The following is a 25,634-nucleotide window of genomic DNA, read 5'->3' as shown; positions in this document are numbered from 1 at the left end:
CCCGTCAGCCCTTCAGGCGATCGAGTTCGTCAACGTTGATCGTGTTCAGGTTGCGGAACAGCAGCACCAAAATGGCCAGGCCGATCGCCGCTTCAGCGGCGGCCACGGTCAGGATGAAGAACACGAACACCTGGCCGGCGGTGTCGCCGAACCAGCTGGAGAACGCCACGAAGTTCATGTTGACGGCCAGGAGCACGAGCTCGATGGACATCAAGAGAATGATCAGGTTGCGGCGGTTCAGGAAGATGCCGAAGATCCCGATGGCGAACAGGATCGCCCCAAGGATCAGATAGTGGGCCAGCGTCAGCGTCATTGTTTTTCTCCTTGGGGCGCGGCGGCGGCGCCGGACGACGCATCACGCTTGGCTTGGGCACGCTCGCTCTGGGCGGGCATGCTGACCATGCGGAAGCGGTCCTTCGAGCGGACGCGCACGGCGGCTACCGGGTCGTTGTACTTCACGTCGCGGCGGCGGCGCAGCGTCAGCGCAATCGCGGCGACCATGCCCACCAGCAGCAGCGCGGCACCCACTTCAATGGCGTAGATGTACTGCGTGTACATGGCTTCGCCGAGCGCGCGGGCGTTGTTGTAGTCGCCAGCGACCGGGGCTTGCGGACCCGCGCCGTACCAGGTGGAACCCAGCACGAACGACATTTCCAGCACCAGCACCAGACCGATCACCAGGCCCAGCGGCAGGTAGGTCTTCAGGCCCTGGCGCATGGCATCCATGCGGATGTCCAGCATCATCACGACGAAGAGGAAGAGCACCATCACGGCGCCCACGTACACCAGCACCAGCAACAAGGCCAGGAACTCAGCGCCCAGCAGCATCCACAGCATGGCTGCGTTGGAGAATGCCAGGATCAGGTGCAATACCGCGGTGACCGGACTACGCGCGGTGATCACGCGGAACGCCGCGATCACCAGCACGGCGGCCAGTATGTAGAAAAGGACAGTGGTAAAAGTCATGGATCAGACCCTGGGCTTCAACGGTAAGGAGCGTCGTCGGCCCGGCGGCGGGCGATGTCGGCTTCGTAGCGGTCGCCCACGGCGAGCAGCATGTCTTTGGTGAAATACAGGTCGCCGCGCTTCTCACCGTGGTATTCGTGGATATGGGTTTCCACGATCGAGTCCACGGGGCAGCTTTCCTCACAGAAGCCGCAGAAAATGCACTTGGTCAGATCGATGTCGTAACGCGTGGTGCGGCGGGTGCCGTCCTCGCGCTGGTCCGATTCGATGGTGATCGCCAAGGCCGGGCACACGGCTTCGCACAGCTTGCACGCAATGCAGCGCTCTTCCCCGTTGGGGTAGCGGCGCAATGCGTGCAGGCCGCGGAATCGCGCCGACGTGGGCGTCTTTTCCTGCGGATAACGCAAGGTGACCTTGCGCTTGAAAAAGTACTTGCCCGTCAGGCGCATGCCCTTGAGCAACTCGGTCAGCATCAGGCTGCCGAAGAAATCTTTGATCGCTTCCATATCCTGCCTCTGCCTGGCGGCTTAGCGCCAAATGTTCCAGGGCGTCTGCATCCAGATCGCCACCACGACCAGCCAAACGCCGGTCAGCGGGATGAAGATTTTCCAACCCAAACGCATGATCTGGTCATAGCGGTAGCGCGGGAACGATGCGCGGAACCACACAAACAACGAGACCACGAAGAACGTCTTCAGACCCAGCCAGATCCAACCCGGAATCCAGGTCAACGGCGCGATGTCGATCGGGGAAGCCCAGCCGCCCAGGAACATGATCGACGCCATGCAGGACAGCAGGATCATGTTGGCGTATTCACCCAGGAAGAACAGGGCGAAGGCCATACCCGAGTACTCGACCATGTGGCCGGCCACGATTTCCGATTCGCCTTCGACGACGTCGAAGGGGTGACGGTTGGTTTCAGCCACGGCCGAAATCACGTAGATCACGAACAGCGGCAACAGCGGCAGCCAGTTCCAGGACATGAACGTCAGGCCCTTTTCCGCAAACCAGCCGCGGTTCTGGACGTTGACGATTTCGGACATGTTCAGGCTGCCCGACACCAGCAGCACCGTGACGAGCACGAAGCCGATGGCCAGTTCGTAGGACAGCATCTGTGCCGAAGCGCGCAGCGCGCCCAGGAAGGCGTACTTGGAGTTCGACGCCCAACCCGCCACGATCACGCCATACACGCCGATGGACGTGATGGCCATGATGTACAGCAGGCCGGCGTTGACGTTGGCCAGCACGATATCGGGGCCGAAGGGAACCACGGCCCAGGCGGCCAGCGCGGGCATCAGCGTGACCACGGGGGCCACGATGAACAGCACCTTGTTGGCCTGGCTGGGAACCACGACTTCCTTGGTCAGCAGCTTGAACACGTCGGCAAACGGCTGCAACAGCCCCTTGAAACCGACGCGGTTCGGACCCATGCGCACGTGCATGGCGCCGATCATCTTGCGTTCCCAGTACGTCAGGTACGCAACGCACAGAATGATCGGCACGGCGATGATCACAATCTTGATGAGGGTCCAGAGGACCATCCAGACCGTCGGGCCCAGCAGCTCCTGCCCGTGGCGCTCAAGAACATTAAGCCATTCCATCAGGCACGCTCCACGCTGAGTTGACCGAATGCGCCACCCAGGGCTGCGGTGTTATCAAAGGCTGCGGAAATGCGCACGGCACGGTCGGCCACGGCATCATCCTGCACGGTTTCGAGTTCGACGGCGCCTTGCGCACCCGCCACGCGCACCTTGACCCCGGCCGTCAGGCCCAGGCTGGTAAGCGTGCGGCCGTTCATGGCGGCAGCCGGCTTCTTGGAGGCCGGGGACGCTTGCAGCGGCTCCGAGCGGCGAACCATGGCGTCGGTGCGGTAGATCGGCACGTCGGCCACGCGCTCCAGGCCGGTCAGTGCCTGACCCAGGCTCAGCGGCGCCTTGACGTCGTTGGACAGGCGGCCTTCGATGCCACCGGCCAGGGCGGCGTCGCGAACCGATTCCGACGTTTCATCGTCAAAGCCGGCCAAATGCAGCACGTTGCCCAGCACGCGCAGGACCTTCCAGCCCGGGCGGGTCTGGCCCAACGGCGTGACCGTGCCCTTGAAGCTCTGGGCCAGGCCTTGCGCGTTGACGAAGGTGCCCGAGGTTTCGGTGAACGGCGACACCGGCAGCATGACGTCGGCCCATTCGGCGGCGGCCGAGCGGTAAGGCGTCAGGGCCACGGCGAACTGCGCGCCACGCAGCGCCGCGATGGCTTGCTGGCCGTTGTCGGCATCCAGCAGCGGCTCGGCGTGCAGCACGATGTAGGCCTTGAGCGGCTCCGCCAGCATGGCGGCGGCGTTCTTGCCGCCCTTGCCCGGCACGGCGCCGGCCAGGTAACCGCCGACGGTGTTGCCGCCGGAAGTCAGGAAGCCGAACTTGCCACCGGCCAGGTTCGCCACGGCGCGGCCGTTGGCGGCCAGCGTCGAAGCTTGGGCGCTGGCCACGGCCAGGTTGCCCAGCAGCACGGCGGTGTTGGCACCGGAAGCTAGGCTGGCGGCGATGATCTTGGCGTTTTCGCCCGGGGTGACCGAGGCGAATTCGGCCGGCACGGCCTGTTCCTTGGCTTGCGCCAGGGCGACGGCCACTTCGGCCAGCGCGCGCGGCAGCTCGGACGGAGCCACGGTGATGCGGGCGGCGATGGGCATCAGAGGATCGTCAGCGGCGCTGTCGACCATCAGGATCTGCGTACCGCGCTTGGCGGCTTGACGCAGGCGTTGCGCCATCAGCGGGTGATCCTTGCGCAGGAACGAGCCGACGACCAGGACGCGGTCCAGGTTGTCGAGTTCAGCGATGGGCATGCCCAGCCACGGAGCACCGGTCAACGCGGCGTCGAAAGCCGGGTCGGTCTGGCGCAGGCGGAAATCGATGTTCTCGGAACCCAGCGCGCGAACCAGGCGGCCCAGCAGCGCATATTCTTCGGTGGTGGCGTATTCGGACGCCAGCGCGCCGATCTGGCCGGCGCCGAAGCTATCGCGAACGCGCGACAGGCCTTGGGCTACCGCTTGCAGCGCGTCAGCCCACGAGGCTTCCTGCCACTTGCCGTCGGTGCCCTTGATCATCGGGGCGGTCAGGCGGTCGTCGCTGTTCAGGCCTTCGTACGAGAAGCGGTCGCGGTCGCTGATCCAGCATTCGTTGACGGCTTCGTCTTCGAACGGCACCACGCGCATGACGCGGTCGCCCTTGACCTGGACCACCAGGTTGGCGCCCAGGCTGTCGTGCGGGCTGACCGAACGGCGGCGGGCCAGTTCCCAGGTGCGGGCGCTGTAGCGGAAGGGCTTGGAGGTCAGCGCGCCCACCGGACAGATGTCGATCATGTTGCCCGACAGTTCGGACTCGATCGAGCGGCCGACAAACGTCGTGATCTCGGAGTGCTCGCCACGGCCCAGCATGCCCAATTCCATGACGCCGGCGATTTCCTGGCCGAAGCGCACGCAGCGGGTGCAGTGGATGCAGCGGCTCATTTCCTCGGCGGAAACCAGCGGACCCAGATCCTTGTGGAAGACGACGCGCTTTTCCTCTTGGTAACGCGAGGAAGAGCCACCGTAACCCACGGCCAGATCCTGCAACTGGCATTCGCCGCCCTGATCGCAGATCGGGCAGTCAAGGGGGTGATTGATGAGCAAGAATTCCATCACCGACTTCTGAGCGGCGCGAGCCTTTTCAGAGCAGGTGTGGACGACCATGCCGTTGGTCACGGGCGTGGCGCAGGCGGGCAGCGCCTTGGGCGCTTTTTCCACTTCAACCAGGCACATCCGGCAGTTGGCCGCGATGGACAGTTTCTTGTGGTAGCAGAAATGCGGCACGTAAAGCCCGACTTTCTGAGCGGCATGCATGACCATGCTGCCTTCGGGCACTTCGACCTGATTGCCGTCGACGGTTAGTTCAACCATTGCTGTTCCTGAGACCTACAGATATTGCGGGACCACACAAGACTTATGCTCGATGTGGTGCGCGAATTCGTCGCGAAAATGCTTGAGGAAGCCACGGACGGGCATGGCGGCGGCGTCACCCAGGGCGCAGATGGTGCGGCCCATGATGTTGCCTGCCACGTTGTCCAGCAAGTCCAGATCTTCCGGACGGCCGTGACCATTTTCGATGCGATGCACCATGCGGTAGAGCCAGCCGGTGCCTTCGCGGCACGGCGTGCACTGGCCGCAGCTTTCCTCGAAATAGAAGTACGACAGGCGCTGCAGCGACTTCACCATGCAGCGCGTTTCGTCCATGACGATCACCGCGCCAGAGCCGAGCATCGAGCCGGCCTTGGCGATGGAGTCATAGTCCATCGTGCATTCCATCATGATGTCGGCCGGCAGCACCGGGGCGCTGGATCCGCCAGGGATCACTGCCTTCAGTTTCTTGCCGCCGCGCATGCCGCCCGCCAGTTCCAGCAGCGTCGAGAACGGGGTGCCCAGCGGAATCTCGTAGTTGCCGGGGCGTTCGACGTCGCCGGTGATCGAGAACAGCTTGGTGCCGCCGTTGTTCGGCTTGCCGACTTCCAGGTAGGCCTGGCCGCTGTTGCGGATGATCCACGGCACGGCCGCGAACGTTTCCGTGTTGTTGATCGTGGTGGGCTTGCCGTACAGGCCGAAGCTGGCCGGGAACGGCGGCTTGAAGCGCGGTTGGCCCTTCTTGCCTTCCAGCGATTCCAGCAGCGCGGTTTCTTCGCCGCAGATGTAGGCGCCGTAGCCGTGGAATGCATGCAGCTGGAAGCTGTAGTCCGAACCCAGGATCTTGTCGCCCAGGAAGCCGGCGGCGCGCGCCTCTTCCAGTGCCTCTTCAAAGCGTTCGTACACTTCGAAGATTTCGCCGTGGATGTAGTTGTAGCCGACGCTGATGCCCATGGCGTAGGCCGCGATCGCCATGCCTTCAATCACGATGTGCGGATTGAAGCGCAGGATGTCGCGGTCCTTGAACGTGCCCGGCTCGCCTTCGTCCGAGTTGCAGACGAGGTACTTCTGACCGGGGAACGCGCGCGGCATGAAGCTCCACTTCAGGCCGGTCGGGAAGCCCGCGCCGCCACGGCCGCGCAGACCCGACGCCTTGACTTCGGCGATCACGTCTTCCGGCTTCATGCCGGTCGTCAGGATCTTCTTCAGGGCTTCGTAGCCACCGCGCTTGACGTAGTCTTCAAGGCGCCAGTTGGCGCCGTCGACATCAGCCATGATCTGCGGCTTGATGTGGCGGCCGTGCAGGCACATCGAATTGGACTCGTCGTTCAGCGGGTTGGGGTCCAGCCCCTGCGCGAACTGCTTGTACAGGTCGGGCGCGTTCATGCCGACTCTCCTTGCACCTTGAGGGCCGCGACCAGCGCGTCCAGCTTCTCGTCGGTCATGCGCACGCACATATGCTTGTTGTTCACGATCAGCACGGGGGAATCGCCGCAAGCGCCCATGCATTCGCCTTCAACCAGCGTGAACTGGCCGTCGGCGGTGGTTTGGCGGTAGTCGACACCCAGCTTGCGCTTGAGGTATTCGCCAGCACGGTCGCCATCGCGCAAGGCACAGGGCAGGTTCGTGCAAACGGCGATCTTGTTCTTGCCGACGGGCTTGACGTCGAACATGTTGTAGAACGTGGCGACTTCCTGCACCGCAATGGGCGGGACGCCAATGTAATTGGCCACATCTTCAATGGTTTCGGTAGCCAACCAGCCCTTCTCTTCTTGCGCGATGGCAAGCGAGGCCATGATGGCGGACTGCCGCTGGTCGGCCGGGAACTTCGCGAGTTCTCGGTCGATTTTCTGGTAGGCCTGTTCGGAAAGCAGCATAGTTTGAATCCGGGTTATGCGGGCGTGCTCGTGACTGTCTGGGCGGATCAGCGATCGATCTCGCCGAAAACGATGTCCTGCGTACCAATGATGGTGACGGCGTCGGCGATCATGTGACCGCGCGACATTTCATCCAGCGCTTGCAGGTGGACAAAGCCGGGGGCCCGAATCTTCAGGCGGTAAGGCTTGTTGGCGCCGTCCGACACCAGATAGATGCCGAACTCGCCCTTGGGATGCTCCACCGAGGCATAAGACTCGCCCGGGGGCACGTGGAAACCTTCGGTGAAGAGCTTGAAGTGATGGATCAGCTCTTCCATGTTGGTCTTCATGGCGGTGCGGCTGGGCGGGGCGATCTTGTGATTCTCGATCATGACCGGACCCGGGTTGTTGCGCAGCCATTCCACGCACTGGCGGATGATGCGGTTACTTTCACGCATTTCAGCGATGCGGACCAGGTAGCGGTCGTAGCAGTCGCCGTTGACACCCACGGGGATGTCGAAATCAAGCAGGTCATAGACTTCGTAGGGCTGCGTCTTGCGCAAGTCCCAGGCGACGCCGGAGCCGCGCAGCATCGGGCCGGTGAAGCCCAGCGCCTTGGCGCGATCGGGGTCGACCACGCCGATGCCCACCAGGCGTTGCTTCCAGATGCGGTTGTCGGTGAGCAGCGTTTCGTACTCGTCGACGCAGGCCGGGAAGCGGTTGGTGAAGTCTTCGATGAAGTCCAGCAGCGAGCCCGAACGCGCGTCATTCATGATGCGCATTTCTTTGTCGCCGCGGTATTTGCTGGTGTCGCCGTACTGCGGCATCGTGTCCGGCAAATCGCGGTAGACGCCACCCGGACGGTAGTAAGCCGCGTGCATGCGCGCGCCGGAGACCGCTTCGTAGCAGTCCATCAGGTCTTCGCGTTCACGGAAGGCGTACAGGAACACGGCCATGGCGCCCACGTCGAGCGCGTGTGAACCCAGGGACATCAGGTGGTTCAGCAAGCGCGTGATTTCGTCGAACATCACGCGGATGTACTGCGCGCGCAGCGGGGCTTCAACGCCCAGCAGCTTTTCGATGGCCATGACGTAGGCGTGCTCGTTGCACATCATGGACACGTAGTCCAGGCGGTCCATGTAGGGCAGCGCCTGGATGTAGGTCTTGTGCTCGGCCAGCTTTTCGGTGGCGCGATGCAGCAGGCCGATGTGCGGATCGGCGCGCTGGATGACTTCGCCGTCCAGTTCCAGCACCAGGCGCAACACACCGTGCGCGGCCGGATGCTGAGGCCCGAAGTTAAGCGTGTAGTTCTTGATTTCTGCCATGATTTAACGCCCCAAGCCGTAGGAGTCTTCGCGGACCACGCGCGGGGTGATCTCGCGCGGATCGATCGTGACCGGCTGGTAAATGACGCGCCGTTGTTCGGGGTCGTAACGCATTTCGACGGTGCCCGACAGCGGGAAGTCCTTGCGGAACGGGTGACCGATGAAGCCGTAGTCGGTCAGGATGCGGCGCAGGTCGGGGTGGCCTTCGAAGACGATGCCGTACAGGTCGAACGCTTCGCGCTCGAACCAGCCCACGGCCGGCCAGCATTCCATCAACGACGCGACGATCGGGAATTCATCGTCGGCGGCCCAGGTGCGGACACGCAGGCGCCAGTTGTGTTCGATGGACAGCAGGTGAATCACCACGGCGAAGCGCGCGCGGTGCACCTTGGCGGTGGGTTCCTCGGGCAGTTGGCGCGTGCCGTTGCCCCAGGTCAGGTAGTCGACGCCACAGAGGTCGATACAGGTTTCAAAGCGCAGACCGGCTTCGGTGCGCAGCTTGTTGCAGACGGAGAACCACTGCTGCGCGGGCACTTCGAGCGTCAGCTCGCCCAACGCCTCGGTCAGCGCGATGTCCGCGCCGAGGGTGGTCTGCAAATTGTTTTTCAGGGTTTCGAGCCTGGTCATCATCTTGTACGCTTAGGTGAACCGATACGCTGGTTTCGCAGGGTCGGTGGCAAGCACTGCCGCCAACGGGGCGAAGGATCAGCGCGCAATCGTGTTGGTCAGGCGGATCTTGTTCTGCATTTGCAGCAAGCCGTAGACCAGCGCCTCGGCCGTGGGCGGGCAGCCCGGCACGTAGACGTCTACCGGTACGATGCGGTCGCAGCCACGAACCACGGAATACGAGTAGTGGTAGTAGCCACCGCCATTGGCACAGGAGCCCATGGACACGACCCAACGCGGCTCGGGCATCTGGTCGTAAACCTTGCGCAGCGCCGGCGCCATCTTGTTGCACAGCGTGCCAGCAACGATCATCAGATCGGACTGACGCGGACTGGGCCGGAAGATGATGCCGAACTGGTCCAGGTCGTAGCGGGCCGCGCCCGCGTGCATCATCTCAACCGCGCAACAGGCCAGACCGAAGGTCATGGGCCACATGGAGCCGGTCTTCGCCCAATTAAGGAACTTGTCGGCGCTGGTTGTGATGAACCCTTGCTTGAGAATGCCGTCTATTGCCATATTCGTCTCTGATAGCGTGCGGTGAAGAAAACCCCGGGGGGTTTATTCCCAGTCCAGCGCGCCCTTTTTCCATTCGTAGATGAAGCCGACGGTCAACACGGCTAGGAAAACCATGACCGTCCAGAAACCGACGAGTCCGACTGTGCCTTGGGCGATGGCCCACGGAAACAGGAACGCGATTTCCAGGTCGAAAAGAATGAACAAAATCGCCACCAGGTAGTAGCGCACGTCAAACTTCATGCGGGCGTCTTCGAACGCTTCGAAGCCGCACTCATAGGGCGACAGCTTCTCAGCGTAGGGACGCCGCGGGCCAAGGAGGGAGCCGGCCGTTAGAAGCGCGAACCCGATAAGGGTGGCCACTACGATAAACAGCAGGACGGGAAAATACTGTTGCAGGTTCATTCAGGCGTCCGTCAAATGCGCAAACCTTAGGATTGTAGCATTCGCGTGGTTACTTCCGGCTGAACTCTGTAGCTTGAACAAGAGGTGAAAGACTGCATTCTTCAAATGGAACAATCGCAGTTTTCAAGGCAGAACGGCAAGCATACAGGACTCAACTGACAAGCACCTGCGCGTCATCAAAAATCAAACCAAAGCACGAAAAAAAGCCACCCCGAAGGGTGGCTTCATACGAACGAGCCGCAGCCCGTTCGTTCGCTTGCGTTTTAAATCCAGACAGGGCTTGCGCCCTGCAGTGGATTAGAAGCGGTGACGGACACCGACGCCGACAGCGGTCGACTTGACGCCGTCGATGAAGGCGAAGTCCTTGGCGTACGAACCGTAAGCGTACAGGTTGGTGCGCTTGGACAGGTCGTAGGTGTAACCCAGCGAGAACACGTTCATCGTTTCGTCGCCACCGGTCAGCTCGGTGTTCGACGGGTCAACCATCTGCCACGAACCGAACAGCTTGCTTGCGCCGCCGATCGGAGCCGACAGGCCAACCATGTACGAGTTCGACTTGAAGCCGTCTGCGAACTGGTTGCCACCGAAGCCGATGTTGCCAGCGTCGCTGTTCACGCCTTGACCAGCGAACCAGCCGTCGGTCGTGCGGCCATAGGCCAGGGCGAGCTTCACAACTTCAAAGTCGTACGAAGCGCCGATGGCGTACATACGCGGGGTAGCGTCGGTAGCGTCGGTCGACAGCTTGTTCGAAGCGTTCAACTGGTCATACGTCAGGGCCACGTTCAGCGGGCCGTTGACATAGCGCAGACCGGTGGTGATCGCGCGGGTGTTGTCGGCAGTGCGCCAGCCGGTTTCGGCGGTGTCGGTGTCGTCAGCATTGAACGAGTAACCAACGCCGAACTGGAAGCCGCTGTACGACGGGGTCTGATACATGACCATGTTGTCGTAGCGTTGCGTGTTGGCAGCGCTCAGGCCAACGCCGATGTTGGCTTGGCCGAAGCCGGCGCCGAACGGATCGATCGAGCCGAAGTACTTCGACGCGATGTTGGTTTGACGACCGAAGTCCAGTTGGCCCCAGCTGTCGCTGGCCAGACCGACGGTGGCTTGACGACCGAACAGACGGCCACCTTGAGCCGAGCGGCCGTTACCCGAATCAAAGCCGGATTCCAGTTGGAAAACAGCGCGCAGGCCGTCACCCAGATCTTCCGAACCACGCAGACCCCAGCGCGAACCGTTTTGGACGCCGTTGATCATGCCGAAACGGCTGCCGTTGGCTTCGCCAGCACCGCTGATCTTGTTGTAGCCGAGGCCCGTGTCGATGATGCCGTACAGGGTGACAGACGTTTCTGCCTGGGCGACACCGGCAAAACCGGCGAGCAGGGCGGCAGCGAGCAGAGTCTTTTTCATTTAAGAAATCTCCGTTGATTTGAGTGACAAGAGCAGCAATCCAGCAAACCAGCCTGCCGCCCCCCTAACTCCGCGAAGGGAAGTTGACGCTATTGCATCAAAAATCGGGGGGACTGGCTATGGTCGGCATCAGAAAAGTGCACGTTTGCGACACCCCTGTTGGGATCTTGCAACATCGCGCAAGCGGCGCGGCAAAGGTGTTAGGGCTAACCCGAGGAAAAACAGGCAAGCACGTATCCATGCGACTTTCAGCCCTGCCCCTAATTATTGAAGCGATTTGACCGGCGTTCTTTCAACCCGCTTTCATGCCTGCTTCAGGTGCGTTTGTACCGCGAATCCGTCTGAATGTCTGTAGACACCATGGCGTTCCCGCAGCCATTTCGGCGCGGCAAATAACATTGTTATTTGAAAAAATCGTCGATATTATCAGTGCTCTCACACGCTGATTTCCGCCCCCCCTCATGGCCGCCACCCCGACCGCCCGCGCCGAAAGAACCGAACGGCTGAACGCACTGCGGCGTCAGATGATCCTGGACGCGGCGCAGCGCGTTTTTGAGCGCGACGGGCTCGAGAAAACGACGATACGGGCAATTGCCAAGGAAGCCGGCTGCACTACGGGCGCCATTTACCCCTGGTTCGCAGGCAAGGAAACCCTTTACGGCGCGTTGTTGGATGAATCGCTCGGGCGCCTGCATGTGCATCTGGATGAGGCGGCAAGCACCGGCCCCGCCTCCGGCGCCGCCCGCAAGACCATCCGCGCCTTCTTCGGCTATTACGCCCAGCGCCGGACCGACTTTTCCCTGGGCATGTATTTGTTCCAGGGGCTGGGCCCCAGGGGCCTGGGCCGGGACATGGACGAAAAGCTGAATGCACGCCTGCGGCAATGCGTGGACCTGCTGGGCGGCGCGTTGGCCCGCACCAAGGGATGGGACGCGGGCACCGTGGCGATCGAGCAGATGAACCTGTTCACCTATCTGATGGGCTTATTGCTGTTGCTGCATACCCATCGCCTGAAATCCCTGGATCAGCAGGCCGACGACTTGCTGGACCAGTATTGCCTCGCCCTGGAGCAACGATGACCGCAACCGCCTTGGCCGCCGATACCGACGCGCCCCTGATCAGCCTGGCCGATTTCCACATCCTGCTGGCCGACCAGCACCCTTTCTCTCTCTTGCTGGGCATCGAGGTACTGCAGATCGGCCGCGGCACCGCCCGCGCGGTGCTGCCCGCCCGCGACGCGCACCAGCGCCTGGGCGGCATTGTCGCCGGCCCGATGCTGATGGGCCTGGCGGACTTGGCCATGTATGCCGCCGTGGTTGGCGCCACGGGTCAAAGCCACGCCGTCACGGCCAGCCTGACCATCAATTTTCTGCGCAAAAGCCCCGCCGGGGCCATCCATGCGGATGCCCGACTCCTGAAGGTGGGCAGGCTGTCGGCAGGCGAAGTCATTTTGACTGGGGAAGGCTCGGACGAACCGCTTGCCCATATCGTGAGCACGTGGTCCGTGCCCAAGCCATGAGCCTGCGCATCAGCATCGTGGGCATGGGCGACACCGGCACCAAGGCTGCCCGGTGCTTGCTGGACGCCGAACCAGACATCGCGTTGACCCTGTATGACATCGACCCCGAACGCTGCGAACCATTTCGCGGCTCGGCCACGCTGGCGACGTCGGCGCGTGAGGCGCTGATGGAATCGGACACCATCGTGCTGGCCTTGCCACGGGAACGCGAGATTGATCGCACGCTGGAACGGTTCAGCGACGGCGAGGTGACGGCGCCGATCCAGGGCAAGCTGATCGTGGACCTGACCCCGCCGCCGCCAGAACGCGCCCAGCAATTGGATCGCGCCATTGCCCACGCGGGTGGACGCTACACGGGGCTACCCGGGCCGACCGCCGAAGCCGAAGCCGAAGCCGAAGCCGAAGCCGAAGCCGCGAGCAGCGTGCGGCAGCGGCTGTTAAAGCTGCTCCTCTGCCCGGCGTGAACCGCAATAGCGCTCGGCCATGGCCACGCAGACCGCCAGCCATGCCAGGGTGACGGCAAACCCCGCCGTCACGTCGCTGGCGAAATGCACTTGCAGCAGGATGCGGCTAAGGCCGATCGCCATGATCAACGCCGCCGCTCCCGCCACGCAGGGCCAGCGCCACGGGGCAGGCGCCAAACGCCAGACCAGATAGCAGGCCGTACCATACACGGCCATTGCCGCCGAGGCATGGCCGCTGGGAAAGCTCCACCCCGTGGCGGCGACAAACCCGTGGTCATGTTCGGGGCGGACGCGCTCGAACGTGTGCTTGAGCACCCAGTTAAGCGCCCCACCCAAGCCGGTGGTGATGGCGCAGAACGCCGCCAGCCGCCACCACCCGGTCCAAAGCAGATAGAGCGTCATCGCCACGCCGAGCACGGTCAGGAAGGTGCGATCGCCCAGATACGTGAACCAGGACAGCAACCACAGCAGCGACGCATCCATCGACATGCTCAGCGCGTTGGCCAGGGCGCCGTCGAAGGCCACGACGCGCCCTTGGCTGTGCACGGCGGCGGCCAGCACCAGAAAGGTCAGCAGCGCGGCAGACACCCCGGCACCGACCATCACGCGGCGCGTCACGGTGGACCCGCCGACATACGCACGCACGACAAACAGCGCTGCCGCTCCGGTCAACACCGGCAGCGCAATAAACAATTCCATGGCGTGGGACGCGACCCACTCCGCATACACGTCGTTCATGTAAGGGTCACCAGCGTCTTGTCGACAGGCGCGAAAACGTGCGTGGCTTCCGCGTAATCCCAGCGTTCAACATGGCAAAGCGGCTGGCCGCCCTCATCTTCGTGCGTGATCACGTTCACCGAATTCGGCACGCTGCCGCGAACCCGGCGCGAGCACGCGGTACCCGCCTGCACGATCCAGCCCGCCGGACCGTTCGCCGACGACAGCGGCAGCACATAGGGCAGATGAATATGCCCGCCCAAGACCAGATCGATGCCCGCCTGCGCCCACGCCGCCAGTGCGCGTTCGCGCCCTTTCAGCAAGTTGGACAAGTCGGACTCCACCTTGGCGCGAACGGGGTGATGCGCCACCACGATGCGCAACTGACCCGGCCGCGCCTGGCGCAGGCGTTGCGCAACCCGGGCGATCTGCGTGTCAGAGATTTCGCCGTCTTTATGGCGGCGCGGCCGCGTGGTGTTCACCCCAACGGCCAGCAGCCCGGGGCTTTCGAACACAGGTTCCAGCACCGCGCCCAACGCGCGCCGGTAATTGCCGTAAGGATTGAGCGCGCGGGCGAATACGTTGTACAGCGGGATGTCGTGGTTGCCCGGCACCGCCAGCACGGGCAGCGACAGGCGCTCGATGAACCGGCGTGCCACGGCGAACTGCGCCCGCCGCGCGCGCTGGGTGATGTCACCACTAAGCACCACCAGATCAGGCTTCAGCGCGCGCGCCAGATCCAGCGCCGCCTCCACCACGGGTTTGCGTTCCGTACCGAAATGCGTGTCGGACAATTGCAGTATCCGCGTCATGAGCGGTCCAGGAATGGCGAGTCCGCGGGCACCACCAGCGGCAGCTTTTCATCTGCCACCTTGAATTCAAGCGGCGTGTTCAGCCAGGAAATCTCGCCGTCCATCGCCACCTTGACGCGGCTGCGCCCGCGTATTCGCACCCGCATGCGGTCAAAACCGAAGCTGATGACGTGTTCGGCTTCGCCCAGGCGGCTGAACAGGCCGCGCACCAGCAGCCCGTACAACGCAAGCGTGCCGACCGGCTTGACCGTCATCGCAACAAGGCGGTTGCGTTCCAGGTCACTCGACTCGATGCCGACATGTTCCAGTTGCAGTTTGTTGTTGCCCACCACCAGCGTCGGCGTGCGCAGGTCGCGGACGCCGCCCTCTTCTTCCAGTTGCAGCCGCAGTTGGCGCGGCGCGCGCAGCAAGGTGACCAGCCCCGACCACAGCGCCACCATCCGGCTGCGGCCGAAGCGCTGCTTGTAGGCCTCGCGGTCTTCCAGCAAGGTGGGGTAAAGGCCCAGGCTGGCGTTGACCAGGAACAGCCGGCCATTCAATTGGCCGACCCGCACGGGTTCGATCTGCCCCTGAAGAAAGCCGCGCAACGCGACATCCGTATCTTGCGAGATACCGTAGGTTCGCCCGAAATAATTGAACGTGCCCTGCGGCAGGATGCCGAATGGCACACCCTTGCCCAGCACGGTGGCGGCGACCGCGTTGAGCGTGCCATCGCCGCCCGCCGCGATGACGACGCCCTGCTCGTCCTGGGCGCGCTTGACGGCGGCCTGCGCCGTTTCGGTCAGGTGCGTGGGGTCGTCCACCGCCATCAGCGTGTAGCGTCGGCCCGCCTCGTCGAGGATGCCGCGGATGGTGTCTTGCAGAACCTGCGCGTCGCCGCGCCCTGATCCTGTGTTGAGGACGATGAATAGCGGCTCTTGTCCCGTCAGGGAGCGCGCTCCGGTGCCTGGGCGCTGATCGGATAAGGTCATGGGAGAAAGATAGCCCATGCCGGCAAAACGCCGCAAGGCGCTAGCGCACTAGGGGCCGAACCGCCCGGAGAGGTCCGAAAAAACCGGGCGCCATATCCATGGCGCCCGGCTTGCCGACCGTCAGCGACCGATGGCGTAGGCCTGCATCAGGCGCGGCGTGGCCGCCGCATGCAAGAGGCCGTCTTCATCCCGCGAGGCGGCCGTCAAGCGGCCGACCGACCATTCGGGCACTTCTTCGATCTGATGCCCGCGCTGGCGCAGGCCATCGATCACGTCGGCGCCAAAGCTGGCTTCCACCGCCAGGTGGCCCGGCTTGCGATCGCGCGGGTAGAACGACGTGGGGAAATGCATGGTGTGCGACATCGGCAGGTCAATCGCTTCCTGCAGGTTGAGGCCATGGTGCACGTGACGCAGGAAGAACAGCAACTGCCATTGTTCCTGCTGGTCCCCGCCCGGCGTGCCGAAAGCCAGATACGGCTTGCCGTCGCGCAGCGCCAAGGACGGTGTCAGCGTGGTGCGCGGACGCTTGCCCGGCGCCAACGTGCCGGGCAGGCCCTCTTCCAGCCAGAACATCTGGGCGCGCGTATTCAGGCCAAAACCCAGTTCGGGAATCACGGGTGACGATTGGAACCAGCCGCCCGAGGGCGTGGCCGAGATCATGTTGCCCCAGCGGTCGATCACGTCCACATGCGTGGTGTCGCCGCGCTTGGCGGAAGCGCTTATATCAGAAGCGCGCACATCGGACGCCCGCATATCCGCCAGCGTGGGCTCATTGGTGGCGCTGCCGGGCGCGGACACCGGCGACAGGCGTTGCAGCGTATCCATCACGCGCGCTACCTGCGCTTCGAAGCCAGGCACCGTGCCAGGCAGCAGGTCGTGCGACGCCGTTTCGCCGATCAGCGCGCGACGTTCGGCGTTGTAAGCGTCGGACAGCAAATGCGCCAGCGGCACGTCGATGAAAGCCGGGTCGCCGTAATAGGCCTCGCGGTCGGCAAACGCCAGCTTCATCGCCTCGGTGACGCGGTGGATGAATTCAACGCTGTTCGGCCCCACGCCCGCCAGGTCCATGTCCTTTAACAGCGCCAGCGTTTGCAGGAACACCGGCCCCTGGCTCCAGGCGCCCGCCTTGGCCACGGTGTAGCCGTGGTAGTCGTAGGTCAGTGGGGTGTCGTAGCTGGCCGACCAGCCGGCCAGGTCATCGGCCGTGATGACGCCACGGTGCGTGGTGCCGCTTTCGTCCATGACGTCCGTATTGCGTGCGAACCGGTCGATCTCTTCGGCAATGAAACCGCGATAGAACGCGTCGCGGGCGGCCTCGATCTGGCGTTCGCGGTCGGCGCCTACGCTTTCGGCCTCTTTCAGCACGCGCGTCCACGTGCGCGCCAGCGCCGGGTTGCGGAATAGCTTGCGGGCTTCAGGCACCTTGCCGCCCGGCACGTAGACCTGGGCGGTACTGGGCCAATGGGTTTCAAAGAAATCCTTCAGACCCGCAATGGTGTTCGAAATGCGCGGCATCAGCGCATGGCCGTGTTCGGCGTAATAGATGGCGGGTTCCAGCACATCGCGCACACGCATCGTGCCGTGGTCGCGCAGCAGCAGCATCCAGGCGTCAAAGGCGCCGGGTATCACCGTGGCCAGCAGGCCATTGCCGGGGATCAGCTTCAGCCCTTCGGCGCGGTAGCGTTCAAGCGTGGCGGCGGCGGGCGTGGTGCCCTGGCCGCACAGCACTTCCAACTTGCCGGTGCGCGCCGAATAGAAAACCGCCGGCACTTCGCCGGCCGGGCCGACCAGGTGAGGCTCCACCACTTGCAGCACAAAGGCCGACGCCGCGCAGGCGTCGAAGGCATTGCCGCCGCGCTCCAGCAGCGACATGCCGGCCGCGCTGGCCAGCCAATGGGTAGAGGTCACCACACCGAAGGTGCCTAGGATTTCCGGGCGAGTCGTAAACATGATGCTTCCTGTAGTGGCGGCACGCGCCGCCCGCGCTATGAAAAACGGGATCCGAAACCGGATCCCGTCGTTGGCCGCCGAGCTTACTTCTTGGCGACGGTCACGCCCTTCAGGCGGATCAGGCCGTCAGGGTAAGGCACGAAGCCCTCTAGCTTTTTCTGCACGCCGAACGTCCACGGCAGATAGAACAGGTAGATGATGGGGCGCTGGTCCTGCATGCTGGTCAGCACCTGGTCGTACAGGGCGCGGCGCTTGGCCGTGTCGGCTTCGGCACGCGCGTCGTTCAGCAGCTTGTCCACGCCGGCGTCGCAGAACTTGCCGTCGTTCAGATTGCCCTTGCAACTGAGGTACTGGTGGATATTGCCGCTGGGATCGACCCGACCCGACCAGCCGCTTTGGCCCACCTGGAAATCTCCGCGCGCCAGCGACGATTGCAGCGACGCGAATTCCACCGGACGCAGCGTGATGTCAAAGCCGGCTTCGGAACCCATCGCCTGCACCAGCTCGAACACCTGCTGCATGGTGGTGTTGTTGCCGAAGGTGATCTCGAACTTCACGCGGTCAAACCCGGCTTCCTTCAGCAGCGCCTGCGCCTTCTTCGGGTCGCGGCCCTTGTGTTCGAACGCGGTGTTGTAGGCAAAGCTGGCGGGCGGGAACGGTTGGTAGGCGGGCTGGAACATGCCTTCACCGATCACCTGGTTCAGCACATCGCGGTCAATCGCCAGGTCCAGCGCCTGACGCACGCGCTTGTCCTTGGCCAGCGGGTTGTCGGCGCGCGCACCATTGCCCAGATTGATCGAGATGGACTGGAAGCCCAGGCCGGTCACGGGCGCCAGGCGCAAGTTGCTGTCGTCCTTCACCGCCTTGGCGTCGCTGGGCGCCACGCGCTCGATGATGTCCAGATCGCCCGCGCGCAGGTTGTTCAGGCGCACGGTGGTGTCGGGAATCGGCGTGAAGACCAGACGGTCGAAATGGTAGTTGGCGGCGTCCCAATACTTGGGAAATTTCTCGAGCACGATGCGGTCGTTCTGCACGCGCTCCTTGAACTGGTACGGGCCGGAACACACCGGCTTGCCGCCGGGATCCTTGTCGAAGCTGGCGGGCGACATCATCATGCCGGCACGGTCAGACAATTGCGACAGCAGCGAGGCGTCGGGTTGCGACAGGTTCAGCACAACGGTGTGCTCGTCGGGCGCATCCACGCTGGCCACGGTGGCAAGTTCGCTCTTGCGGTTGCTGTCGGGCAGCGTGCGGGCGCGATCCAGGTTGGCCTTGACCGCGGCAGCGTTGACTGGCGTGCCGTCATGGAAGACCGCGTCGGTGCGCAGCTTGAACGTCAGGGTTTTGTTGTCGGGGCCGATCGTCCAGGACTGTGCCAACTGCGGCACGAACTTCAGATCGGGCGAGATATCAACCAGCTTGTCGCACAGCGAGGCGAACACGATGCGGCCCACGAACGTGCGCGCGCGCGCCGGATCCAGCACGTCCGGATCGTCCTGCAAGCCGATACGAAGGGTGGACTGGGCTTGCGCCAGGCCGCTAGCCAGCATTCCCGCCATGGCCATGGCGAGGCAAAGTTTACGCATGAAAGATCTCCGTCGATGCATCTTGTTGGATTCTGCGCCAGGCGCGCGGCGATTGTATAGAGGGGCGCGGGTCAGGCCCCCGTCCTCGGGCAAGGATCGGCCGCCTTGCGGACGCCCGCCGCGAAAGTCAGGCGGCTGGGGCAGGACAGGCCGAGGTTGGCCAAGCAGGGATCAGGCTGACGAAGGATCAGGGCAAGCGGCAAGGCGCGGAAAAATCCACGGCCGCCGCCACCGATTCACGCAGGCGGGCGACCAGTGGGCGGGCGTCGTCGCGCCGCTGCTGGAACGCATAGGGCAAGGCGGCGGGTTCGGGGTCGCCTTGCAGCATGCGCAGGCTGCCCTCGGCTTGCAGCGCCCGCGCCCAATGCTCCGGAATCAACCCGACGCCCGTACCTTCGATCAGCAGGCCAACGATGGCGCCCCAGTTGTTGCAGCAGAGGCGTTCGCCCGCCGCCTCGCGCCCCGCCAACCAATCGTCAATGATGCGGGTCGTGCCCGCACCCGCCGGCAGCATCACCAACGGCAAGCGGGCCAGCAAGGCCGGGGTCATGCGGGTTTCGCCCTCCAGCACGGCGGGCGCCGCCGCCCAGGCGAAGCGGGCCTCGCCAATCGGGGTCGATGCGATGTTCGCGCGCGAGGATCTGCCCGCGATGACGGCGAAGTCCAGTTCGCCATCGGCCACCCGCTGCTCCAGCACCTGGCCAATGTCCACATACGGTTCCAGCACCAGGTCGGGATACGCCGCGCGCACCACCCCGATCAGGCGCGGCAGCCAGGTCAACGCGGTCAGCTCGCCCACGCCGAAGCGACAGCGGCCGCGCAAGCCCGGGGTTTCAGCCATCGATGCGCGCACCTGGTCGGCCGCCGCCAGCAATTCGCGCGCCTGCGGCACCAGCCGTTGCCCCGCGTCGGTCAGCGCGGCCTTGTGCCCGCTGCGATCAAACAACGGCTGCCCCAGCGCATCCTCAAGTTCGGTGATGCGCTTGGACAGCGACGACACCGACAGGTGCAAGCGTTCAGCGGCCACGGCAAAGCTGGCGCAGGTAGCCGCCCAGTAAAACGCTTCAAGTTGCTTGAGAGTCATAAGCAAACGTCAAATAGGGTATACGGACCCGCATGGACCAGGGACAGACGCGGAACCTGTTCGGCGACATCGGTAACGCCCGTTCGGACACATGGGTAACGCTTGTTCGGCGACATGGGCAACGCCTAAGCCCGCGTAGGATGGGTGAAGCGCGCAACCCCCGCCCCAAAAACCCCGATCCCCAACGCGCGCAACCCATCAATCAACGCCAGCCCCCACCCCCACCCGATAAGCACACCGCCGCGCCCCGCCAAGAATATGCTCTTCGCGCTCTACTCTAACCCCCGCCCCCAACACCTTGCGGAACAGGTCCAGCTCGCTCCGGCAAAACCCCATACAGGCCTTGGCCGCCGAACATATCGGACAGTGGTTCTCGATAAACAAAAAGCCGTCACCGTCAGCACGCAATTCCGCCATATAGCCTTCGGCTGACCTCACCTGCACCAGGCGTTCCAACCGGGCCTGCAAATCCTGCGCCCCCGCCATCGCCTTCTGGTAGCCGTCCAGCATCGCGCCCTCGCGCGCCTGAATCAGCTTTTCCACCCCCTCTTCGCCGAACACCTGCCGCACGGCGCCGATCATCTGCACCGTCATTTCGGCGTGCGTGTCGGGAAAACGGCTATGACCGGCCTCGGTCAGGAACCAGATCTGGGTAGGCCGGCCGCGCCCCGCACTGCGGCTTTCGGAGTCCACCAGCCCGTCGGCATGCAAGCGCGTCACCTGCTGGCGCACGGCCTCGGCGGTCACGTCCATGGCCTTCGCGATGACCGCGGTGGACTGCGGGCCGCGCGTCTTCAAGATCATGAGCACGCGGTCCGCCGGCTGATGTGGCATCCAGGTGACGGGGTGGGACAGGCTGTCGGACATGAGGGGTTCGATACTCCGGGTGATGGTTCCTATGGTGCCATGATCTCGGCCGATTCCGCCTGGCCCGGCGCCTGCCAGCCTCCGCCCACGGCTTTATACAGGGCAACCAGGCGCGTATAGGATTCGGTTTCGGCCACCGCCACGGCGTCCTGGGCGCGCAAAAGCGTACGCTGCGCGTCCAGCACCGTCAAATACGGCGCGCTGCCCTCGCGATAGCGCAGTTGCGCAAGCTCGGCCGCGCGGCCGCTATAGGCTGCCGCCTGCGCTAGGTTACCCAGGCGCTGCTGCGTCTGGCCGAATTCAGTCAGCGCCGATTCCAGTTCTTCCACCGCCTGCAACACCGTCTGCTCGTAGCGCGCCACCACGCCTTCCGACCGCGCAACCGCCGCGCGCTTGCGGGCCAGCGCCGTCGGCAGATGCAAGGCAGGCCAGCTTACGCCGGACGCCACGCTGAATGCCCGGCTTGAGGCCGACCCGAAGTCGGCCCCGCGCAACGCGACAAAGCCCAGGAAGCCGCCCAGGTCGATGCGCGGATAGAGCTCGGCGGTGGCCACGCCCACGTCCGCGTTGGCAGCCGCCATGTTGCGCTCGGCCGCCGCCACGTCTGGCCGGCGCGACAGCAAGGCCGCCACGTCGCCAATCGGCAGGCGGGCAGCCAAGGGAGCCAGCGGCGACCCTGCGTCCAGCTCAGCCAGTTCCACCGGCCGCAGCCCCGCCAGCACCGCCAGCCGGTAACGCGCCAGGCGCTTGGCCGTCACCTGCACCGGCACGCTGGCTTGCACGGTTTCCAGTTCGGCGCGCGCGCTGGCCAGGTCGCCTTCGTCGCCCCGGCCCGCCGCAACCAGGGCCTGCGTTACACGGAGGCTGTCGCGCTGGCTGTCCAGATTCGCCTGCGCCACGGCCAGGCGCTGCTCGGCGCCACGCAGTTCGAAGTAATTGCGCGCGACCTCGGCCGCCACCACGATGCGCGTCTGGGCCAGGTCCGCCGCTTGCGCTTCGCTGCGCGCCGCCGCGCCTTGCGCCGCGTAGCGCAGCCGGCCGAACAGGTCCAGCTCCCAGGTGGCGTCAAAGCCCGCCCGGTAGCTTTGCGCCAGATTGCGCTGGCCGGCCTCGCCGGCGTTGGCTTGCGACAGGCTGCGCTCGTAGCGTCCGTCCAGCGTGACGGCGGGCAGGCGGTCCAGTTCCTTTTCATCCAGCACCGCGCGGGATTCTGCCAGGCGGGCCTGGGCGATGCGGATGTCGTGGTTGCGGCGTAACGCCAGGTCCACAAGGCGGTCCAACTGGGGGTCTTGCAGTTGTTTCCACCAGGTTCGCTGCACCTGATCGGCGGAAAACAGTGCTTGCTCGGGGCTGTCCAGCGTCACTGGCGCGGCTTGCGGTGTTTGGTAGTCAGGGCCGACAGCGCAGCCCGCCAGCGCCAGGGTGGCCATCGATACAGCCGTCGCGCGGCGGATGCGATGGAGTCGAGGTATATGAGTCATGGTTGCATCCTTAATGCGTGGTCGCCGGACGGGCGTCTTCCGCCTGCGCCGTCAACAATTCACGCGCTCGCGGCGTGTCGTGGGCGGCCCGATGGTCACGGGCGAACACGGTGTACACGGTGGGCAGCACAAACAGCGTGAACAGCGTGCCCACCAACAGCCCCACCACAATCACCAGACCCAGGCTATAGCGGCTATGCGCGCCCGCCCCCGTGGCGAACAGCAGCGGGATCAGCCCCATCACCATCGCGGCCGTTGTCATCAAGATGGGACGCAGCCGAATGCGGGCGGCCTGCTCCATCGCCGCGCGCCGATCCAGCCCGTGGCTAAGCTGCATCTCGTTGGCGAACTCCACCATCAAAATGCCGTGCTTGCTGATCAGGCCGATCAACGTCACCAGGCCGATCTGCGTGTAGATATTGATGGTGGCCATGCCCAGCGCCAGCGGAATCAGCGCGCCGCAAATCGACATGGGCACGCTGACCAGAATGATGAAGGGGTCGCGCAAGCTCTCGTACTGGGCGGCCAGCACCAGATAGATGACGATGATGGCAAAGAGAAAGGTGATCATCAGCGCCGAGCCTTCCTGGCTGAACTGGCGCGCATCCGATTGCCAGTCATAGCTGAAGCCGGCGGGCAAGCGCTGCGCCTGTGCCGACAGGAACTTCACCGCATCACCCATGGTGACGCCGGGCATCGGTATGGCCTGGAAGGTGGCGGCATTCAACTGGTTGAACTGGGTCAGCGAATTGGGCTCCACGCCCATGGACACCGTGACCAGGTTGGACAACGGCACCTGCGCGCCGCTGGCGCTCTTGACGTGGAATTGCGCCAACGCTTCAGGAGACACACGTTGGTCGCGCTGGCTTTGCGGAATGACGTCATACGAACGCCCGTCCATGCCGAAGCGGTTGACGTAGTTTTCGCCCACCAGCACCGCCAGCGTATCGCCGATGGCTTTCATGGTGACGCCCAGGCTGTTGGCCTTGGCGCGGTCCACCTTCAACTGCACCACGGGGTTGTTGTAGTCCAGGTCGCTATCCACCACCATGAACAGGCCGCTTTCGCGCGCGGCTTTCTTCAAGCCTTCCATGGCCTCGTAGACCACCGGGTAATCCGCCGCGCTCATCAGCACCATCTGCACCGGCAGGCCGCCGGTGGAACCCGGCAACGACGGCAACTGGAACGCGAAGATGTTGCTGCCTTCCACCTGATTGGCCAGCGACTGCATGTGAGCCTGGATCTCGTCGGCGCTGCGCTTGCGGTCCTGCCAGTCCACGAAGTCGACCCCGCCGATGCTGTTGGACACGCCATCTGATCCGTTGATCAGCCAGCGCCCCTTCTGCTCGGGCACGGTCTTCATTACGTCGTCCCACTTCTTGCCGAACTTCTCCACGTAATCAATATTGGCATGCTGCGGCGACTTGATCGCGGTCAGCACGGTGGACTGGTCTTCCACCGGCGCCAGCTCACGCTGCGCGGCGTTGTACAGGAACGGCAGGCTGATCAGCACCGCCACCGCGATCAGCCCGGTCACCCAACGATGCCGCAGCGACACGTCCAGCACGCTGCCATAGGCGTTGCCCAAGCGGCCAAAGAAGTGCTCGGCGCGGCGCGCCATCCAGCCCTCGGACACACGGCTGTTCAGCAGAAACGAACTCATGACCGGCGACAGGGTCAGCGCAATGACCCCCGACACCACCACCGCGCCCGCCAGCGTAAAGGCGAACTCCTTGAAGAGCGACCCGGTCAGCCCGCCCATCAGGCCGATGGGCGCATACACCGCGGCCAGCGTGATGGTCATGGCGATCACCGGCCCCGCGACTTCACGCGCGCCGATCAACGCCGCCCGCACGGGCGATTTGCCCTCTTCGATATGCCGGTGCACGTTTTCCACCACCACGATGGCGTCGTCCACCACCAGGCCGATAGCCAGCACCATCGCCAGCAGCGTCAACAGGTTCACGCTGAAGCCGAACAGCGCCATGATGGCCGCCCCGCCCAACATGGACAGCGGAATGGTGACGACGGGAATCAGCACCGCGCGCAACGAGCCCAGGCAAAGAAAGATCACCACCACCACGATGGCAATGGCTTCCAGCAGGGTTTGCATCACGCCGTCGATGGACGCGCTGATGAAGCGCGCCAGCTCGAAGGGCACTTGCACGCTGGTGCCCGGCGGAAGGTTCTGCTTGATGTTGGGCACCAGTTCCTGCAAGCGCTTGACGATAACCAGCGGGTTGCCGACCGGCGAGGCGTTCAGGCCGAAGTAGACGGCCGGTTCGCCGTCCATCAGGCCACTGGAATCGGTGGATGCCGCCCCCAGTTCCACCGTGGCCACATCGCCCAAGCGCACCAGCGCATCGCCATCGCGCTTGACGACCAGGTCGCGGAATTCCGCCACATTGACCAGGTCGGTGTTGACCTGGATGTTGGACACGACATACAGGCCCTTGGCCTGGCCGGGCGCCGCCTGCACGTTGTTGTCGCGCAGCGCCTCTGCCAGTTCGCCGGCCGAAATGCCGCGGGCCGCCATACGGTTGGGATCCAGCCAGACACGCATCGCCAGCTTTTGCCCGCCGTAGAGTTCCACGCTGGCCACGCCGTCTATCGACGACAACTGCGGCTGCACCACGCGCGACAGGTAATCGGTCAGCGCCGCCAATGACAGCGTGCTGCTGGAGAAGCCCACATAGGCCACGGCCGTCGCCTCGCCCGCGGACTTGACCAGCACCGGGTCGTAGACGTCTTGCGGCAGCCGGTACTTGACCTCGTTGACCTTGGCCATGACCTCGGTCATGGCCTTGTTGGAGTCGGCGTTCAGCTTCATCCGCACCGTGATGACGCTGCGGCCCTGGGTGGAGGACGACGACAGGTAGTCGATGCCTTCCACCGTGGCCACGGATTGCGCGATGGGTTGCGTGACAAAGCCCTGCATCAGCTCGGGCGATGCGCCCGGGTATTGCGTGGTGATGGTGATGGTGGTGCTTTCAGTCAGCGGATACTGCCGCACCGGCAGGCCGCTTAGCGCCTTGATGCCCAGCAGCAGGATCAGGGTGCTGACCACCAGGGCCAGCACCGGCCGGCGCACGAAGAGATCGGTGAAAGTCATGCTTGCCT

The 25,634-nt window shown here is 64.2% G+C and carries 24 protein-coding genes; 3 read left to right on the top strand and 21 right to left on the bottom strand.

The genetic code is table 11. The features are described 5' to 3' along the window. Positions 1-4: 4 nt before the first annotated feature. The 12 genes from nuoK to P8T11_RS26300 form a co-directional block, all read right to left on the bottom strand. Positions 5-313 carry an NADH-quinone oxidoreductase subunit NuoK gene (nuoK, locus tag P8T11_RS26355; RefSeq protein ID WP_006217969.1) on the bottom strand — a complete coding sequence of 103 codons (309 nt, stop codon included), beginning with the start codon at positions 311-313 and terminating at the stop codon, positions 5-7. Continuing rightward, a complete protein-coding gene (locus tag P8T11_RS26350) occupies positions 310-966 on the bottom strand; it encodes an NADH-quinone oxidoreductase subunit J (protein WP_268079316.1) in 657 nt (218 codons plus the stop codon). The genes nuoK and P8T11_RS26350 overlap by 4 nt, the downstream gene beginning before the upstream one ends. 17 nt (positions 967-983) lie before the next feature. After that, positions 984-1,472, bottom strand: coding sequence for an NADH-quinone oxidoreductase subunit NuoI (nuoI, locus tag P8T11_RS26345; protein WP_006217967.1), 489 nt, complete (start codon positions 1,470-1,472; stop codon positions 984-986). A 21-nt stretch (positions 1,473-1,493) separates the two neighbouring features. Beyond that, a complete protein-coding gene (gene nuoH, locus P8T11_RS26340; RefSeq protein WP_268079317.1) occupies positions 1,494-2,567 on the bottom strand; it encodes an NADH-quinone oxidoreductase subunit NuoH in 1,074 nt (357 codons plus the stop codon). Next, entirely contained in the window at positions 2,567-4,894 is a 2,328-nt protein-coding gene (nuoG, locus tag P8T11_RS26335; protein ID WP_268079318.1) for an NADH-quinone oxidoreductase subunit NuoG, read from the bottom strand. The genes nuoH and nuoG overlap by 1 nt, the downstream gene beginning before the upstream one ends. 15 nt (positions 4,895-4,909) lie before the next feature. After that, the gene (nuoF, locus tag P8T11_RS26330) at positions 4,910-6,277 is read right to left on the bottom strand and encodes an NADH-quinone oxidoreductase subunit NuoF (RefSeq protein WP_268079319.1); all 1,368 of its coding nucleotides are present in this window, start codon (positions 6,275-6,277) and stop codon (positions 4,910-4,912) included. Further along, complete coding sequence (gene nuoE, locus P8T11_RS26325) at positions 6,274-6,768, bottom strand: NADH-quinone oxidoreductase subunit NuoE (protein ID WP_006217963.1); 495 nt, start codon at positions 6,766-6,768, stop codon at positions 6,274-6,276. Before nuoE ends, nuoF begins: the two co-directional genes overlap by 4 nt. 47 nt (positions 6,769-6,815) lie before the next feature. Beyond that, complete coding sequence (locus P8T11_RS26320; RefSeq protein WP_268079320.1) at positions 6,816-8,072, bottom strand: NADH-quinone oxidoreductase subunit D; 1,257 nt, start codon at positions 8,070-8,072, stop codon at positions 6,816-6,818. Positions 8,073-8,075: 3 nt separating this feature from the next. Next, positions 8,076-8,702 (bottom strand): NADH-quinone oxidoreductase subunit C, encoded by a 627-nt coding sequence (locus tag P8T11_RS26315; protein ID WP_050448543.1) that lies wholly within the window; start codon positions 8,700-8,702, stop codon positions 8,076-8,078. Between the two features lie 75 nt (positions 8,703-8,777). Further along, on the bottom strand, positions 8,778-9,254 hold the full coding sequence (locus P8T11_RS26310; protein ID WP_006217960.1) for a NuoB/complex I 20 kDa subunit family protein: 477 nt from the start codon (positions 9,252-9,254) through the stop codon (positions 8,778-8,780). A gap of 42 nt (positions 9,255-9,296) precedes the next feature. Beyond that, entirely contained in the window at positions 9,297-9,656 is a 360-nt protein-coding gene (locus P8T11_RS26305) for an NADH-quinone oxidoreductase subunit A (RefSeq protein WP_006217959.1), read from the bottom strand. A gap of 297 nt (positions 9,657-9,953) precedes the next feature. Then, a complete protein-coding gene (locus tag P8T11_RS26300; protein WP_268079321.1) occupies positions 9,954-11,063 on the bottom strand; it encodes a porin in 1,110 nt (369 codons plus the stop codon). Between the two features lie 461 nt (positions 11,064-11,524). On the opposite strand from P8T11_RS26300, the gene P8T11_RS26295 reads away from it, so the two are divergent. Genes P8T11_RS26295 through P8T11_RS26285 form a run of 3 tightly spaced genes read left to right on the top strand, consistent with a single transcriptional unit; the run spans position 11,525 to position 13,046 of the window. Beyond that, a complete protein-coding gene (locus tag P8T11_RS26295; protein WP_268079322.1) occupies positions 11,525-12,142 on the top strand; it encodes a TetR/AcrR family transcriptional regulator in 618 nt (205 codons plus the stop codon). After that, positions 12,139-12,582, top strand: a complete 444-nt coding sequence (locus tag P8T11_RS26290; RefSeq protein ID WP_268079323.1) for a PaaI family thioesterase — start codon at positions 12,139-12,141, stop codon at positions 12,580-12,582. The genes P8T11_RS26295 and P8T11_RS26290 overlap by 4 nt, the downstream gene beginning before the upstream one ends. Next, on the top strand, positions 12,579-13,046 hold the full coding sequence (locus P8T11_RS26285; protein WP_268079324.1) for an NAD(P)-binding domain-containing protein: 468 nt from the start codon (positions 12,579-12,581) through the stop codon (positions 13,044-13,046). The genes P8T11_RS26290 and P8T11_RS26285 overlap by 4 nt, the downstream gene beginning before the upstream one ends. Here P8T11_RS26285 and P8T11_RS26280 read toward each other — a convergent pair. The 9 genes from P8T11_RS26280 to P8T11_RS26240 all read right to left on the bottom strand — a co-directional run bounded on the left by P8T11_RS26280 (position 13,020) and on the right by P8T11_RS26240 (position 25,626). After that, complete coding sequence (locus tag P8T11_RS26280) at positions 13,020-13,784, bottom strand: phosphatase PAP2 family protein (RefSeq protein WP_268079325.1); 765 nt, start codon at positions 13,782-13,784, stop codon at positions 13,020-13,022. The genes P8T11_RS26285 and P8T11_RS26280 overlap by 27 nt on opposite strands. After that, positions 13,781-14,575, bottom strand: a complete 795-nt coding sequence (locus tag P8T11_RS26275) for a metallophosphoesterase family protein (RefSeq protein WP_268079326.1) — start codon at positions 14,573-14,575, stop codon at positions 13,781-13,783. The genes P8T11_RS26280 and P8T11_RS26275 overlap by 4 nt, the downstream gene beginning before the upstream one ends. Beyond that, positions 14,572-15,546, bottom strand: a complete 975-nt coding sequence (locus tag P8T11_RS26270; RefSeq protein ID WP_268079327.1) for a diacylglycerol/lipid kinase family protein — start codon at positions 15,544-15,546, stop codon at positions 14,572-14,574. The genes P8T11_RS26275 and P8T11_RS26270 overlap by 4 nt, the downstream gene beginning before the upstream one ends. Before the next feature lie 120 nt (positions 15,547-15,666). Next, positions 15,667-17,496 carry a gamma-glutamyltransferase family protein gene (locus P8T11_RS26265; protein WP_268079328.1) on the bottom strand — a complete coding sequence of 610 codons (1,830 nt, stop codon included), beginning with the start codon at positions 17,494-17,496 and terminating at the stop codon, positions 15,667-15,669. Positions 17,497-17,579: 83 nt separating this feature from the next. Beyond that, entirely contained in the window at positions 17,580-19,082 is a 1,503-nt protein-coding gene (locus P8T11_RS26260; RefSeq protein ID WP_268079329.1) for an ABC transporter substrate-binding protein, read from the bottom strand. 187 nt (positions 19,083-19,269) lie between these two features. Next, positions 19,270-20,166, bottom strand: a complete 897-nt coding sequence (locus tag P8T11_RS26255; RefSeq protein ID WP_268079330.1) for a LysR family transcriptional regulator — start codon at positions 20,164-20,166, stop codon at positions 19,270-19,272. A 198-nt stretch (positions 20,167-20,364) separates the two neighbouring features. Next, positions 20,365-21,033, bottom strand: a complete 669-nt coding sequence (locus tag P8T11_RS26250; RefSeq protein WP_268079331.1) for a helix-turn-helix transcriptional regulator — start codon at positions 21,031-21,033, stop codon at positions 20,365-20,367. Between the two features lie 29 nt (positions 21,034-21,062). Continuing rightward, positions 21,063-22,514 carry an efflux transporter outer membrane subunit gene (locus P8T11_RS26245; RefSeq protein WP_268079332.1) on the bottom strand — a complete coding sequence of 484 codons (1,452 nt, stop codon included), beginning with the start codon at positions 22,512-22,514 and terminating at the stop codon, positions 21,063-21,065. A 10-nt stretch (positions 22,515-22,524) separates the two neighbouring features. Then, positions 22,525-25,626: a MexW/MexI family multidrug efflux RND transporter permease subunit gene (locus tag P8T11_RS26240; protein ID WP_268079333.1), complete on the bottom strand. Its 3,102-nt coding sequence runs from the start codon at positions 25,624-25,626 to the stop codon at positions 22,525-22,527. Between the last annotated feature and the right edge of the window lie 8 nt (positions 25,627-25,634).

The sequence above is a fragment of the Achromobacter spanius genome (assembly GCF_029637605.1).
Taxonomy (GTDB): domain Bacteria; phylum Pseudomonadota; class Gammaproteobacteria; order Burkholderiales; family Burkholderiaceae_B; genus Achromobacter; species Achromobacter spanius_E.
The sequence above is the reverse complement of the archived record's forward strand: the minus strand, read 5'-3'. Positions and strand labels throughout refer to the sequence as shown.

Excerpts from the sequence above, each read along its gene's own strand:
- nuoK (WP_006217969.1), bottom strand. The coding sequence starts at position 313 with ATGACGCTGACGCTGGCCCACTATCTGATCCTTGGGGCGATCCTGTTC.
- P8T11_RS26350 (WP_268079316.1), bottom strand. The coding sequence starts at position 966 with ATGACTTTTACCACTGTCCTTTTCTACATACTGGCCGCCGTGCTGGTG.
- nuoI (WP_006217967.1), bottom strand. The coding sequence starts at position 1,472 with ATGGAAGCGATCAAAGATTTCTTCGGCAGCCTGATGCTGACCGAGTTG.
- nuoH (WP_268079317.1), bottom strand. The coding sequence starts at position 2,567 with ATGGAATGGCTTAATGTTCTTGAGCGCCACGGGCAGGAGCTGCTGGGC.
- nuoG (WP_268079318.1), bottom strand. The coding sequence starts at position 4,894 with ATGGTTGAACTAACCGTCGACGGCAATCAGGTCGAAGTGCCCGAAGGC.
- nuoF (WP_268079319.1), bottom strand. The coding sequence starts at position 6,277 with ATGAACGCGCCCGACCTGTACAAGCAGTTCGCGCAGGGGCTGGACCCC.
- nuoE (WP_006217963.1), bottom strand. The coding sequence starts at position 6,768 with ATGCTGCTTTCCGAACAGGCCTACCAGAAAATCGACCGAGAACTCGCG.
- P8T11_RS26320 (WP_268079320.1), bottom strand. The coding sequence starts at position 8,072 with ATGGCAGAAATCAAGAACTACACGCTTAACTTCGGGCCTCAGCATCCG.
- P8T11_RS26315 (WP_050448543.1), bottom strand. The coding sequence starts at position 8,702 with ATGATGACCAGGCTCGAAACCCTGAAAAACAATTTGCAGACCACCCTC.
- P8T11_RS26310 (WP_006217960.1), bottom strand. The coding sequence starts at position 9,254 with ATGGCAATAGACGGCATTCTCAAGCAAGGGTTCATCACAACCAGCGCC.
- P8T11_RS26305 (WP_006217959.1), bottom strand. The coding sequence starts at position 9,656 with ATGAACCTGCAACAGTATTTTCCCGTCCTGCTGTTTATCGTAGTGGCC.
- P8T11_RS26300 (WP_268079321.1), bottom strand. The coding sequence starts at position 11,063 with ATGAAAAAGACTCTGCTCGCTGCCGCCCTGCTCGCCGGTTTTGCCGGT.
- P8T11_RS26295 (WP_268079322.1), top strand. The coding sequence starts at position 11,525 with ATGGCCGCCACCCCGACCGCCCGCGCCGAAAGAACCGAACGGCTGAAC.
- P8T11_RS26290 (WP_268079323.1), top strand. The coding sequence starts at position 12,139 with ATGACCGCAACCGCCTTGGCCGCCGATACCGACGCGCCCCTGATCAGC.
- P8T11_RS26285 (WP_268079324.1), top strand. The coding sequence starts at position 12,579 with ATGAGCCTGCGCATCAGCATCGTGGGCATGGGCGACACCGGCACCAAG.
- P8T11_RS26280 (WP_268079325.1), bottom strand. The coding sequence starts at position 13,784 with ATGAACGACGTGTATGCGGAGTGGGTCGCGTCCCACGCCATGGAATTG.
- P8T11_RS26275 (WP_268079326.1), bottom strand. The coding sequence starts at position 14,575 with ATGACGCGGATACTGCAATTGTCCGACACGCATTTCGGTACGGAACGC.
- P8T11_RS26270 (WP_268079327.1), bottom strand. The coding sequence starts at position 15,546 with ATGACCTTATCCGATCAGCGCCCAGGCACCGGAGCGCGCTCCCTGACG.
- P8T11_RS26265 (WP_268079328.1), bottom strand. The coding sequence starts at position 17,496 with ATGTTTACGACTCGCCCGGAAATCCTAGGCACCTTCGGTGTGGTGACC.
- P8T11_RS26260 (WP_268079329.1), bottom strand. The coding sequence starts at position 19,082 with ATGCGTAAACTTTGCCTCGCCATGGCCATGGCGGGAATGCTGGCTAGC.
- P8T11_RS26255 (WP_268079330.1), bottom strand. The coding sequence starts at position 20,166 with ATGACTCTCAAGCAACTTGAAGCGTTTTACTGGGCGGCTACCTGCGCC.
- P8T11_RS26250 (WP_268079331.1), bottom strand. The coding sequence starts at position 21,033 with ATGTCCGACAGCCTGTCCCACCCCGTCACCTGGATGCCACATCAGCCG.
- P8T11_RS26245 (WP_268079332.1), bottom strand. The coding sequence starts at position 22,514 with ATGACTCATATACCTCGACTCCATCGCATCCGCCGCGCGACGGCTGTA.
- P8T11_RS26240 (WP_268079333.1), bottom strand. The coding sequence starts at position 25,626 with ATGACTTTCACCGATCTCTTCGTGCGCCGGCCGGTGCTGGCCCTGGTG.